The following is a 12888-nucleotide window of genomic DNA, read 5'->3' as shown; positions in this document are numbered from 1 at the left end:
GTGTCTTGGGATACATGCTGCTCAACTACTGCAAGATCGCCCTGCGCCGCCTGTCCCGTAGCCAGGTCCAGTCTGTGATCAATATTTCCGGTCTCGCCCTGGGGATGGCCATTGCCCTGCTCATCGGTCTTTGGATCAACGACGAGCTGACGTTTGACCACTACCATCCCAACCACGGGAAGATCGCCGAAGTGCTCCTGTCCCAGCAGGGACAAGGACACCTCTATATCGGCCCCACCATTGCCACCCCTATGGGCAATGCCCTGCACGACAACTATAAAGACCTTTTCGAACGCACGGCGCTGGTGTCCTGGCCATTCGATCCCCTCCTCGGCGTCAATGACAAACACCTGACCGCGACCACGGTCTGGGCACAGCCGGAATTACCGGAGATGTTTACGTTCCAGATGATCCGAGGTACGACAGCGGCGCTGGCCGACCCCACTACCCTCCTGTTGTCTGCGTCCATGGCCAAAGCACTTTTTGGGAACGCCGATCCCGTCAACAAAACCGTCCGGGTCTTTAACGCACTCGACATGCGCGTGGGCGGTGTATACGAAGACCTGCCCCGGAATACCACCTTCAACACGGTGCAGGTCCTTTTGTCCTGGAACAGCAAAAACAACTACCTGAACACGGTCACCGAGTGGAACAACCACGGCACCAAACAATTTGTCCAGCTCAGGGAGGGCGTGACGGATGGGCAAGCCACGGCGAGGGTCAGGAATGTCCCCACCCCGTTTGTAAAGGAGGATACGGAAGGCGTGTATCTTCAGCCCCTCGACAAGCTCCACTTCACCAACGAAATCATCGACGGGCAACCCACCGACATGCACCGGCAGATCGTGTGGCTCATGGGGGTCATCGGTTTTTTCGTGCTTTTGCTGGCGTGTATCAACTTTATGAACCTGTCCACGGCCCGGAGCGAAAAACGCGCCCGTGAGGTGGGTATCCGCAAAACGGTGGGTACGCTTCACCGGCAGCTGGTGGCCCAGTTCCTGGTGGAATCCGTTCTGGTGGCCATGATCGGCAGTGTGCTCTCGATCCTCCTCGTCCAGCTCACACTCCCCTTTTTCAATAGTATTGCAGACAAAGCCATGGAACTGCCGTGGCGTAGTCTTCCCTTCTGGGGGATGCTGCTGGGCTTTACCCTGCTGACCGGCCTGGTAGCAGGCAGTTATCCCGCCTTCTACCTCTCGTCCTTCAAACCCATCAAGGTGTTGAAAGGCGTCTTCCGTGCAGGGCGTTATGCGTCGTTGCCACGGAAAGTGCTTGTCGTGCTCCAGTTCACCGTATCGCTCACCCTGATCATCGGCACCCTTATCGTCTATAATCAAATTCAGTTTGCACAGAACCGGCCGCTCGGTTATGACCGCGCGGGCCTGGTGACCGTGCCCATCAATACCCCGGACTTCGATCAACACTACCCAGCATTCCGCACGGACCTGCTGGCTACCGGTCTTTTTGAAAACGCGGCGCGCGCGTCCCAATCCATGACCCTTTTTGGGAGTAACAACAGCCTGGAATGGACGGGCATGGACCCCGGCCAGCGTTCCATCGATTTCCGGAACGTCACGGTGACGCCCGAATTCGGGCCCACCATAGACTGGAAAGTGACCGCGGGACGGGACTTTTCCCGGACCTTCCCCAGCGACTCCGACGCCATGGTCCTCAATGAAACAGCGGCCAGGACCATCGGCCATCCCCACCTCATCGGCGAGACCGTCAAATTCTTCGGACACCCTTATAAGGTCATCGGCATCGTCGGGGATATGCTGACCAACGAACCTTATGCACCGATCGAACCCGCCCTTTTTATCGAGCGCGGTTACACCGACGTGATCACCCTCCGGATCAAAACCGGCGTAGCCATGCAAAAAGCGCTCGACGCCCTGTCGGCCGCCTGCAAAAAATACAACCCGTCAAGCCCTTTTATCTATCACATCAACGACGACGAGGACGCGCACAAGCTGGCCGAGCTCCAGCGCACCGGCCAGCTCGCCGCTATCTTTGCCGGTCTGGCGATCTTTATTTCCTGTCTGGGGCTTTTTGGTCTTGCCGCGTTTATGGCGGAGCAACGCACCCGCGAAATCAGCATCCGGAAGGTCCTCGGTGCAAGCGTACTACACCTGTGGGGGTTGTTGTCCCGCGACTTTGTACGCCTGTCCGCCATCGCGCTGCTCGTTGCTTTTCCCCTGGCGTATGCCGGTATGCACTGGTGGCTGGAACGCTTTCCCCTCCATACGGCCTTACATTGGTGGATTTTTGCCATTGCCGGTGCGGGCATGGTGTTGCTGGCCCTGGTCACCGTCAGCGGTCAGGGGCTAAGGGCGGCGATGATGAACCCGGCGAAAAATATGCGTGTAGATTAGGCGGTTTTCTTTTTGTGCAAAAGGGCGTCCAAGGCAATGAACCCGGATACCACTGCCACAAAAACGCAAACGATGCTGACGTAAGGATTCAATTGTATGTCAGGTATACTAATGACCGGCATGGGCAGGTTTTTCCCTTTGGGAAAGCTCGGGATTTGAAGGAGTATATAGACCAATACGACGCCGATCAAGGACAGCAACAACACGGCAATCCCGCGGATCACGCGCTTGTTGACATAAGGCACCGGTGCAATGGCTTCCATCACGTTCTTGGTAAAACGGACACCGGGCTCTTCCAAACCCGAGGCGTGCAACGCCTCATGGAGCTCCAGCAGCTCCGCGTATTTTTCGCGGGCGGCTCCATCCGTCGCCAGCAACGCCTCCACGGCCGCCCTTTCCGAGGCGTCCGCCCTCCCATCGATAAAGTCCCACAAACGCTCTTCCATAATGGTTCAATTTATGCTTTCCCTTCGATAGTGTTTTTCGATCACCTCCCTCAGGCGGTGCCGCGCACGGTGCAACCGCACCTTGACGGTATTCGTCTCCAGCCCCATGATCCGTCCGATCTCCTCCAGGGTTTGTTCCCCCTGGTAAAACAACGTCAGGACCTGTGCATCCTCCGGACTCAGCAACCGGATCGCCCGGTTCAGCGCGTCGTGCCGGGAGCGGGTTTCCGCAGGGTTTTGCGTATCCGCCGCGAGCTCTACCTTGTCCAAAGAATTGATGACAGGTCGCTTCCTTCTTAGAAAGGTCGCACAGCTCGTCTTCACGATGGTATACAACCACGTACTGAACCGCGCGTCCCCCCGAAAATCCGCCAGCGAGCGGTACGCCTTTACAAAGACGTCTTGCGCCACTTCCTCCGCGTCCTCCCGGTTCCCCATCTGCCGCAACACCAGCGTAAACACATACGACTGGTACCGCTCCACGAGACACGCAAAAAGAGTGTGTTCCCCCTTCCGTATCCGGTGGATCAATTCCGCGTCGGTTTGTCCTGTCTGCATCGATCCCATGAGACTACCCTTCTGCCGCAGAGGTTACACGGTTCTTTGTAAAAATAGTTTCTTCCGCCGGTAACCTCCTTCTTTCCTTCCGCGTCTCAGTACAAAACGTATATTATGGGACCGGAAATGGTTGTTTTTTGGTTGATTATCAGCACCTTAACTGTTTTTGCAACGATTTACGGGTTGCGCTATATGGCCAATAAAGAGAATATGGCCATGATCGACAAGGGCCTGGATCCCCGGCAAAGACCTTTGCGTCCGCGCCCGGCGCCCTTCCGCAACCTCAAATGGGGTCTTCTGCTGACCGGCGCCGGTCTGGGACTCTTCATCGCCTACTTCCTTGACAACTTTGTCCTTTACAACGTCGGCCATGTCCAGGAGACCTGGGGCCATCATCCCAACGGCGAGAACGTGCCTATCTATTTTGCGCTGATCGCCATCGGCGGAGGGCTGGGGCTTATTGTTTCCTATAGGATTGAGAAGAAGGAGTTATTGGACAAGGAAAAATAAGGTGGGCACTACAACGTTGTCGTAAATGCGGAGTGCCGCGATCGGTCTATTGGATACCTTTGAGCCTATGACTTTTAGACGATTCGCGTTGCTACTCTTCTTGTGCGCACCGGTCGCGGTTTTTTCCCAAACCGCCGACCGTGCCTACTGGCTCGAAACGATGGACAAACTCGCCCGGCCCGTCCTTTCCAACCTGGCCAAGGACAACCTCCGCCAGGCCATGCCGGTCAAACTTTCCCCCAAGATCGATAACGCTGCGCTGCGCAGCCAGGACGCCTACCTCGAAGCCTTTGGACGCCTGATGAGCGGGATCGCTCCCTGGCTGGGCGGCGAAGGCGGGTCCGCCAAAGAAGTGGCCCTTCGCACCCAATACCGTGCGTGGGCCCTCAAGGCCATCGGCAACGCCGTCAACCCCGCCGCCAAAGACTACATGGCCTGGGACGCCGGCGGCCAGCCCCTCGTAGACGCCTCCTACCTCGCCCTTGCTTTTCTGCGCTGCCCCTGGCTTTGGGAACACCTCGACACCACCACCCGCCGCCAGGTCGCCGACGCGTTTATACGGACCCGTTCTATTGTGCCCGCCTTTAACAACTGGCTGCTTTTCCAGGGAATGATCGAGGCCTTTTTTTGCCACTACGGCCTCCCCTGGGACAAGGTCCGCATCGACTACGCCCTCCGCCAGATGGAGCAATGGTACATCGGCGACGGCGTTTACTCCGACGGGCCCGAATACCACTGGGATTATTACAACAGCTACGTCATCCACCCCTATCTTTTTGAAATCCTGACCATCGCCGGCGACCGCTATCATGGGATGCTCGCCACCGTCCGGCAAAGGAACGAACGCTATGCCGAAATCCAGGAACGGCTCATCAATACCGACGGCAGCTATCCCGCCACCGGCCGGTCCATCGTTTACCGCGGCGGTGCCTTTCACCACTTAGCCGACATGGCCTGGCGGCAGGCGCTCCCCTCCGCCCTTGTCCCGGCCCAGGTCCGTTGCGCCCTCACCGCCGTCCTCCACAAAACCCTCGACGCCCCCGGCACATTCAGCGCCGACGGCTGGCTCCAGATGGGCCTGGCCGGTAGCCAACCCGACCTCGCCGACTGGTATATTACCACCGGCAGCGGCTATCTCTGCGCCAATATTTTCCTCCCCCTGGGGCTGCCCGAGACCGATCCCTTTTGGGCCGGGGCACCTATGCCCTGGACCGCCCAAAAAATATGGAGCGGGCAAGATATTACTCCTGATCACGCTATTGATTAACTTATGCGCACCCTCCTCCTGCTTTTGCTGTCCCTTTCCGCCTCCGCCCAGTGGAAACCCGACCCGGTTCTTTTGCGGACGATCGACACCAACCTCCAGCTCGCCTGCACCCAGTATAAATTCCTTGCGGACCACACCCCCGCCGGTGTGCTGCCGCGCAGCTACGCGGGCGGCCACTGGGTTACCAGCGGACCCGGCTGGTGGACCAGTGGCTTTGTCGCGGGTACCATGCTCCAATTGTATAGTGCCTGTCCCGACACCGCGCTCCGCGGGGACGCGCTTCGCCTGCTGGATCTGTTGTATACCCAGCAGTACAATAAAGGCACGCACGACCTTGGGTTTATGATGTATTGCAGCTATGGAACCGCGCTGCGCGTTCTTGGGGGTAAAGCCTTTGATACCGTCCTGATGAACAGTGCCCGCTCCCTGGCGACCCGTTTCCGCCCCAAGGTCGGCTGTATCCGTTCCTGGGACCACGATAAATGGGAATACCCCGTCATCATCGACAACATGATGAACCTCGAATTGTTGCTGTGGGCGTCCCGGCACAGCGGCGACACCAGCTTCCGCCACATCGCGATGACCCACGCCAACACGACGATGCGCAACCACTACCGGCCCGACTACAGCTCCTTTCACGTCGTCGACTACGATACCGTCACCGGCGCCGTCATCGGCCGCGAGACCGCCCAGGGCTTTGCAGACTCCTCCGCCTGGGCCCGCGGCCAGGCCTGGGGTTTGTACGGATATACCATGATGTACCGGGGCACCCGGGACCCGCGCTACCTGGACCAGGCCAACCACATCGCCGGGTACCTGTTGCGCCGTCTCCCCGCGGATGGCGTACCCTATTGGGACTATGACGACCCCGCGCATACCTACCGCGACGCCTCTGCGGCGGCGGTGATGGCGTCCGCTTTTATCGAATTGTCCGGGTATGTGCCCGCGTCGCTCTCCCGCCGCTATCGTTTGGCCGCCGAAACCATGCTGCGCACGCTCTCCTCACCGGTCTACCGGGCGGCTTTTGGTACCAACGGCGGTTTTTTATTGATGCACAGTGTGGGGAATATGCCGGCGCATAGCGAAATCGACGTGCCGTTGACGTACGCGGACTACTACTACGTCGAGGCAATGCTGCGCTACCGCGCGCTCGCCCAGGTCCACCGTCCCCAATCCAAGGAAGAAATGATCCTGATCTGCAACAAATTCATGGATGGTTTTGTAAAGGACACCTATGCGGATGCCTTTGATGGGATCAAACCCTACTCCAGTATACAAGACGTAAAAATCGACACCATCGCCCTCACCGTGAAGCGGGAAATGGCGGGCGTCCGGCCTTTTTATGGCAAAACGCTTTCCGCCGGGGGCAGCAAAAGGCCATCGCCGGCGAAAACAAGGCCATTAAACTAAACCCCTACTTCAGGGGCGCGCTCAACGACCGGGGCGTGATCAAAAAAAGGAAGGCTGTCCCGATATTCAAAAGGCCTATACCCTTGGATCGCCGTACGCAAAAAAATACCTGGAGACCTATTGCAAATAGCTCAATCCTTTTTGATCGTGCGATACTTCGTCGGCGGCATCCCGATCACCTTTGTAAATCTTTTGGAAAAATAATACGGGTCGTCAAACCCCATGGAAATGGCGATGTCCTTGACCAGTTTGTCCGTGAAGTCCAGGTGCTGGCTCGCCTTTTGCATCTTCATCTGGATGAAGTAGTCGATGGGCGCATACCCCGTCTTTTGTTTGAAAAGGCTGGAAAAACGAGAGGCCGAATAGTTGTACCGGCTGCTCAGGTCATGGAGCGTGAGGTTCTCGTGAAGGTGCTCCCGCATGTACATGATCGCGTTGTCGATCACGTCCATCTTCCCGCTGGATTCTCCCGAAAAGTGCCGCTGGCTGTATAAAAACAGCGAGAGAAAGTACGGCAGACACATATTCGCAAACACCAGGTTGTCGTTCGAATACCCCAGCTCCAGCGTGCGGTACATCTTCGCAAAAAGTGAAAAGATCTCCTCGCCCCCCTTCACATAAGCAGGGGAAAAATGTTCCTGGACCGTGTGCATCTTGTTGATGTTCGCCAGGCTCGTGCCCCCATAATGGACCCAGTAGATGCTCCACGGATTGTTGTCCTCGCTCCCATACGCATGCTCCACACCCGCGGGCAGTATAAAATATTCGTTGGGTTTGACCTCGAACCGCTTGTCCCCGATAGAATACCAGCCGGAACCGTCGACGCAATAGAAAAGGAAGTTTTCGGGAAGGCCATTTTTCCGGAAGGTGTAGTGTCCCTTTGCCTTGGGATAGTACCCAAGACCGCAGATGTACAGCTGTTTCAGCCATTCATCCTGGAGTACCCTCGATTTCAGAACGGACTTGGGTATTTCGATCCGCTGGCGGCCCAAACCATGCCAGACGTTTTTCCTCGACCCCACCTTTACTTCTACATCCATGACCGGAAATTTTGGACGCTTGCGCCCTTCAAATATAAGCAGGCGGGCTTAACTTACCGCCATGTTGCGGCTATTAATATGCGGGGCGGTACTCCTGACGGCGCTGGGGCTCAAGGCACAAAGGACTGAATTGTCTTATGACAACATCGTTTGGACAAGGCCCGGCGGCCGGTCCGATGCCTCCATGCCCTGTGGGGGCGGGGACATCGGCCTCAATGTATGGGTGGAAAAGGGCGACTTGCTGTGTTATGTGGCCCGGAGCGGCACCTTTGACGAAAACAACAGCCTCCTGAAGCTCGGCCGGATTCGTGTCCATTTGACACCTTTCGACACCGGTACCTTCCGGCAGACACTGGACCTCCGGGAGGGGTGTGTACGCGTGGAAGGACGTTCCGTTTCCGTGCTGGTCTGGGTCGATGTTTTTCGCCCGGTGGTGCATATCGCCGTTCATGCGCTCCGGCCTGTTCAGGTCCAGGCATCCTGGGAAAGCTGGCGTTACCGCGACCGGCCGGTCCGCGGCTCCGAGAACAACCAGGACAGCTACCGGTGGGCGCCCCCCTTCCCCGTGGTCACCTTCCGCGATTCGATCGCCTTTGCCGCGGGCGGTGTTCTGTTCTGGCACCGCAACCGCGATACGCCTTCGGTGTTTGATCAGACGGTGCGGCAGCAGGGGCTCTCCGCGGACTCACTCTATAATCCCCTGAAAGACCTCACGTTTGGAGGGGTCTTGCGCGGTGTGGGGCTTTATCCTTCCGGGACGGATACGGGGACGTATGCGTCGACGGATTTTAAGCGGTGGACGCTTGCCGCGCGGCGGCCTTTGCGCGCGACCGAGATTACGCTCGCGTGTTATACCGCGCAGGCACCCACCATCGGGGCTTGGCAGGACAGCCTTGCCGCGGCGCCTGCCGCCGGTCGCCAGGCCACCCTCGACTGGTGGCACGCCTTCTGGGACCGTAGCTTTATCTTCATACGCCCCGGCGAACACGCCGCCGACTCCGCCGACTGGCAGGCGGGCCGCAACTACCAGCTCTTCCGTTATATGCTGGGTTGCAATGCCTTTGGCAGCTATCCCACCAAGTTTAACGGGGGACTCTTCACTTACGACCCCGTATACGTAGACAGCACCCTACCCTTTACCCCCGACTTCCGCAAATGGGGCGGAGGCACGTTCACCGCCCAGAACCAGCGCCTGGTCTATTATCCCATGCTGGCCAACGGGGACACCGATTTGCTCCTTTCTCAATTCGCCTTTTACCAACGGCTCCTGGGAAATGCCTCCTACAGGACACGGGCCTACTGGGGACACGAAGGCGCGTGTTTTACCGAACAATTGGAAAATTTTGGCCTGCCCAACTATGCCGAATACGGAACAAAACGCCCTGCCGGGTTTGACCCCGGCCTGGAGTACAACGCCTGGCTCGAATATGAATGGGACACCGTCCTCGAATTCTGTTTTATGATCCTGGAGGAAGAACGCTATACCGGGATAGACATCCATCGCTACCTCCCCCTGATCGAATCCTGTCTCACCTTTTTCGACCAGCACTACCGGCTGCTCGCGCAACAGAGGGGTCGAAAAGCGTTGGATGGAGAAGGACACCTGATCCTTTATCCAGGGTCCGCCGGAGAAACCTACAAGATGGCCTACGACGCCTCCTCGACGATCGCGGGGCTGCGCGTGATTTTGGCACGGCTACAAGCCATCCCCTACGCGCGCCGCGACGCCTGGGCCGCCATGCTCCGGGAACTTCCGCCGCTCTCATTCCGGAGTTTTGACGGGCATACCACCATCGCGCCTGCCAAGGTATGGGAACGGGTCAACAATACCGAGACGCCGCAATTGTATCCTGTATTTCCCTGGGGGCTTTTTGGGATTGGGCGGCCGGGATTCGACACGGCGCTGAATACCTACCGTTACGACACCGACGCGGTGCGATTCAGCGGGTATGTTGGTTGGAAGCAGGACAACATCTTCGCTGCGCGGCTGGGGCTGGCGGGGGAGGCCTTTCGGCTGACGGTGGCGAAACTTCGTGACGCGGGGCGGCCCGCGCCACGGGGTGACGGCCGGCGCTTCGCCGCATCGCGCGACGCCGACCCGACCGTTCCCGCATCAGGCGGCGCCGGCCCGATCTTCCCCGCCTTCTGGGGCCCCGGCTACGACTGGGCCCCCGACCACAACTGGGGCGGGAGCGGTATGATCGGCCTGCAGGAGATGTTGCTACAATCCAATGGCCGGGCGATCTATCTTTTTCCCGCCTGGCCCTTGGGGGAGGACGTCCACTTCCGGCTCCATGCGCCCTACAACACCACGGTCGAAGCGCGCGTACGCCACGGCGTCGCGGACATCATCAGCGTCACCCCCGAAAACCGGCGAAAGGATATTGTTAATATGTATGGGCAATAGTGTAAATTACGTGTCTGTATGACACGAATTATTTGCTTGCTATGTTTGACGGCGTTGCGCGTGCAGGCGCAAACGGCCGAGGCGCCGCCTCCCCCGGCACACCTGCAACAGTTGCCCCTGGGCTCCGTCCGCTGGACGCAAGGTTTCTGGGCCGACCGCTTTAAAGTCTGCAAGGACTCCACTATACCCCATCTTTGGTCCGTATACACCGATCCCCGCCAGGGACACGCCCTCCAAAACTTTGACATCGCCGCGGGAATCCATATCGGTCCACCTTTTCAAGACGGTGACTTTTACAAACTCATCGAAGCGATGGCCGCCGTATACGCGTCGACCCACGATCCGCGTCTGGACAGTACCATGGACCACGCCATCGCGATCATCGCAAAGGCCCAGCGCGCCGATGGCTACCTGCATACACCGGTACTCATTGAGCATGGCGCTCACTCCGCCGCCACTCACCGGCTCGACTTCGAAGCCTACAACTTCGGCCATCTCATGACCGCTGCCTGTGTCCACTACCGGGCCACCGGCAAAAAAACGCTGCTCGTCGTGGCCGAACGCGCGGCCGGCTACCTCATTCACTACGACAGTGCGCACCCCGGGGCAATGGCCCTCAACAACATCTGCCCCTCCCACTATATGGGCCTGGTCGAACTCTATCGTACAACAGGTGTGCGCGCCTACCTGGAACTCGCCGACCGCCTCATCCGCGAGCACGGCGCCGCGGGCAAAGGCACCGATCAAAACCAAGATCGAATACCTTTCACCCGCCAAACCACCGCCGTCGGCCACGCCGTCCGCGCCAATTATCTCTATGCCGGCGCCGCCGATGTGTTCTCCGAAAACGGCGACAGTGCCCTATGGCGTCCGCTACTCCCCATCTGGACCGACGTCACGTCCCACAAACTCTACGTCACCGGCGGCTGCGGCGCCCTCTACGACGGCATATCCCCCATGGGCACCGCCTACGACCCCGCCCAGATCCAAACCGTCCACCAAGCCTACGGTGCCGACTACCAGCTCCCCAATCGTACCGCCCACAACGAGACCTGCGCCGCTGTCGGCGCCCTCTTGTGGAACTGGCGGATGTTCCAGGTCACCGGCGCCGCGCGCTATATGGACCTCGTGGAGCTTGAACTCTACAACGGGATCTTGTCCGGGGTCAGCCTCGACGGCAACCGCTTTTTTTATACCAACCCGCTGCGCGTGCTGCGCTCCGCGCCCGACACACTACGATGGGCCGGGACACGCCAACCTTATATCACCCTGTCCGATTGCTGTCCGCCTAATGCGGCGCGGACCATTGCCGAGGCCTCCGGGTATGCCTATTCCCGGGACGATCGGGGGGTATGGGTCAATCTCTACGGTGGTAGCACCTTGTCATTGCCGGGGCTCCGCATGGAACAAACTACCGATTATCCTTGGAACGGTCGCATCGTTCTTTCCATAGACGAAGCGCCGGCGGATTCAATGTCGCTTTACTTGCGCATACCCGGGTGGTGCTCGTTCGCGGATGCTGCTGACGTCGGTGCCACCCTCACGGTCGACGGCGCTGCTGTCCCGGTCATGCCTGGCTCCTATGCTGAGGTTCGCCGCCACTGGCGTCCCGGGGACTCCGTCGTGCTGTCCTTATCCATGCCTGTTACGCTTTTGCAAGCCAATCCGCAGGTGGAGTCGGACTTGGGGCAGGTCGCTGTTAAGCGGGGGCCCATTGTCTATTGCCTCGAATCTACAGATGTGCCGGATGTACACAATATTCTTGATGTTGCCGTCGGTGTCGAGTGGAAGGAGGTGCCCTTTGCCGTCGGAGGCACATACATGATTAAGCTGGAAGGTACCGGGCGGTTGTATCCCGAAAGGACGTGGAATGGGTTGTATCAAACCGTGGTTCTTGGTGTGTCCACCGGGACGAACTTTCGGTTGATTCCTTATTTTGCCTGGGGGAATAGGGGAGCGTCGGATATGACGGTGTGGATCCGGCAGATGGACAACCCCTGACGGAATTCTCTTATCTTGGGGTCTATGGCAGTCAATTTTTCTCCCATATATCTTCGTTTTGGAGGGGCTGATAAGTCTTTCGCTGAAATGAATCAGCAAGAAATAAAAAAAGCAGCCGAATCCATTATTCGCAGAGCAAAAGAAAAGGCCTTTTTTAAAGGCAGACCCATTAAGAAGATAAAGAGAGGGGCGTAAGACATAAAATGGGGAGGCTCTAGTCGGCCAGCGTGGAAAATACGACGCCGGGAGTATCGAAAACGACTTTCCAGGGTCCGGTAACCATAAGCGACCTGGTAGAGGCGGCAGATATGCCAATCCTATAAAATAAATTCGCAATTTCGCCTAAATCTGCTTATATGCCATCGGCTTTGAATATGGATGATATTTTGTCCCAAGTGAAACGTATGGACAAGGAAGATCAGTTGACCCTCCTTGAAAAGATTGCTTTGCTTATCAGGAGGACAAAGAGCAAAATGAATCTGTAAAACTATCTTCTATTTCAGGCATAGGGTCCTCCGTATGGTCCGGTACAAATATCGACGAATATGTTGATGGGGAAAGGCAATGGTAATTTCTGATTTTACATCGAAAATTGTATTCCTGGATACAGCGCCTTTAATTTATTTTATCGAGGGGCATTCTGTTTATCAGTCATTTCTAAAGCCGCTTTTTGAGGCCAACGACAATGGAGATTTTATCTTTGTAACTTCATCTATTACCTTGCTGGAAGTATTGGTAAACCCGTTAAAAGATGGAAAGCTTCAACTTGTCAGCCAATACAAAGGTATTTTGTCGTCTGCTTCGCATATTGAGATTTAGGAGATAGACAATATTATTGCAGTGAAAGCCGCTGAATTAAGGGCGAAGTATAATCTAC

Annotated in this window: 10 protein-coding genes; 7 read left to right on the top strand and 3 right to left on the bottom strand. The window is 57.4% G+C overall.

Going from position 1 to position 12888, the window contains the following annotated elements; genetic code table 11:
- Nucleotides 1-14: 14 nt before the first annotated feature.
- Nucleotides 15-2372 (top strand): ABC transporter permease, encoded by a 2358-nt coding sequence (locus tag EDB95_RS12075; RefSeq protein ID WP_133993913.1) that lies wholly within the window; start codon nt 15-17, stop codon nt 2370-2372.
- On the opposite strand, the gene EDB95_RS12070 is transcribed toward EDB95_RS12075, so the two are convergent.
- A complete protein-coding gene (locus EDB95_RS12070; RefSeq protein WP_133993912.1) occupies nt 2369-2818 on the bottom strand; it encodes an anti-sigma factor family protein in 450 nt (149 codons plus the stop codon). The genes EDB95_RS12075 and EDB95_RS12070 overlap by 4 nt on opposite strands.
- A 6-nt stretch (nt 2819-2824) precedes the next feature.
- Nucleotides 2825-3376, bottom strand: coding sequence for an RNA polymerase sigma factor (locus EDB95_RS12065; RefSeq protein WP_133993910.1), 552 nt, complete (start codon nt 3374-3376; stop codon nt 2825-2827).
- Between the two features lie 114 nt (nt 3377-3490).
- Between EDB95_RS12065 and EDB95_RS12060 the strand changes: the two genes are divergently transcribed.
- From EDB95_RS12060 to EDB95_RS12050, 3 genes are all read left to right on the top strand, one after another.
- A complete protein-coding gene (locus EDB95_RS12060) occupies nt 3491-3886 on the top strand; it encodes a DUF6249 domain-containing protein (RefSeq protein WP_211352094.1) in 396 nt (131 codons plus the stop codon).
- A gap of 67 nt (nt 3887-3953) precedes the next feature.
- Nucleotides 3954-5153, top strand: coding sequence for a DUF2264 domain-containing protein (locus EDB95_RS12055; RefSeq protein ID WP_133993908.1), 1200 nt, complete (start codon nt 3954-3956; stop codon nt 5151-5153).
- 3 nt (nt 5154-5156) lie between these two features.
- Entirely contained in the window at nt 5157-6563 is a 1407-nt protein-coding gene (locus EDB95_RS12050) for a glycoside hydrolase family 88 protein (RefSeq protein ID WP_133993906.1), read from the top strand.
- Nucleotides 6564-6694: 131 nt separating this feature from the next.
- Here EDB95_RS12050 and EDB95_RS12045 read toward each other — a convergent pair whose 3' ends face one another.
- A complete protein-coding gene (locus EDB95_RS12045; protein ID WP_133993904.1) occupies nt 6695-7603 on the bottom strand; it encodes an AraC family transcriptional regulator in 909 nt (302 codons plus the stop codon).
- 61 nt (nt 7604-7664) lie between these two features.
- On the opposite strand from EDB95_RS12045, the gene EDB95_RS12040 reads away from it, so the two are divergent.
- Genes EDB95_RS12040 through EDB95_RS27285 form a run of 3 tightly spaced genes read left to right on the top strand, consistent with a single transcriptional unit; the run spans nt 7665 to nt 12206 of the window.
- Nucleotides 7665-10010 (top strand): DUF5703 domain-containing protein, encoded by a 2346-nt coding sequence (locus EDB95_RS12040; protein WP_133993902.1) that lies wholly within the window; start codon nt 7665-7667, stop codon nt 10008-10010.
- Between the two features lie 18 nt (nt 10011-10028).
- Nucleotides 10029-12011 (top strand): glycoside hydrolase family 127 protein, encoded by a 1983-nt coding sequence (locus EDB95_RS12035; RefSeq protein WP_133993900.1) that lies wholly within the window; start codon nt 10029-10031, stop codon nt 12009-12011.
- Between the two features lie 24 nt (nt 12012-12035).
- Nucleotides 12036-12206, top strand: coding sequence for a hypothetical protein (locus EDB95_RS27285; protein ID WP_162852568.1), 171 nt, complete (start codon nt 12036-12038; stop codon nt 12204-12206).
- The last annotated feature ends 682 nt before the right edge of the window (nt 12207-12888 follow it).

The sequence above is a fragment of the Dinghuibacter silviterrae genome (assembly GCF_004366355.1).
In the GTDB taxonomy this organism is placed as follows: Bacteria; Bacteroidota; Bacteroidia; order Chitinophagales; family Chitinophagaceae; genus Dinghuibacter; species Dinghuibacter silviterrae.
Note: the sequence above shows the minus strand (reverse complement) of the source record. Positions and strands in the feature narration are given on the sequence as shown.

Coding starts and splice junctions, on each gene's coding strand:
- EDB95_RS12075 (WP_133993913.1), top strand. CDS start 15: ATGCTGCTCAACTACTGCAAGATCGCCCTGCGCCGCCTGTCCCGTAGC.
- EDB95_RS12070 (WP_133993912.1), bottom strand. CDS start 2,818: ATGGAAGAGCGTTTGTGGGACTTTATCGATGGGAGGGCGGACGCCTCG.
- EDB95_RS12065 (WP_133993910.1), bottom strand. CDS start 3,376: ATGCAGACAGGACAAACCGACGCGGAATTGATCCACCGGATACGGAAG.
- EDB95_RS12060 (WP_211352094.1), top strand. CDS start 3,491: ATGGGACCGGAAATGGTTGTTTTTTGGTTGATTATCAGCACCTTAACT.
- EDB95_RS12055 (WP_133993908.1), top strand. CDS start 3,954: ATGACTTTTAGACGATTCGCGTTGCTACTCTTCTTGTGCGCACCGGTC.
- EDB95_RS12050 (WP_133993906.1), top strand. CDS start 5,157: ATGCGCACCCTCCTCCTGCTTTTGCTGTCCCTTTCCGCCTCCGCCCAG.
- EDB95_RS12045 (WP_133993904.1), bottom strand. CDS start 7,603: ATGGATGTAGAAGTAAAGGTGGGGTCGAGGAAAAACGTCTGGCATGGT.
- EDB95_RS12040 (WP_133993902.1), top strand. CDS start 7,665: ATGTTGCGGCTATTAATATGCGGGGCGGTACTCCTGACGGCGCTGGGG.
- EDB95_RS12035 (WP_133993900.1), top strand. CDS start 10,029: ATGACACGAATTATTTGCTTGCTATGTTTGACGGCGTTGCGCGTGCAG.
- EDB95_RS27285 (WP_162852568.1), top strand. CDS start 12,036: ATGGCAGTCAATTTTTCTCCCATATATCTTCGTTTTGGAGGGGCTGAT.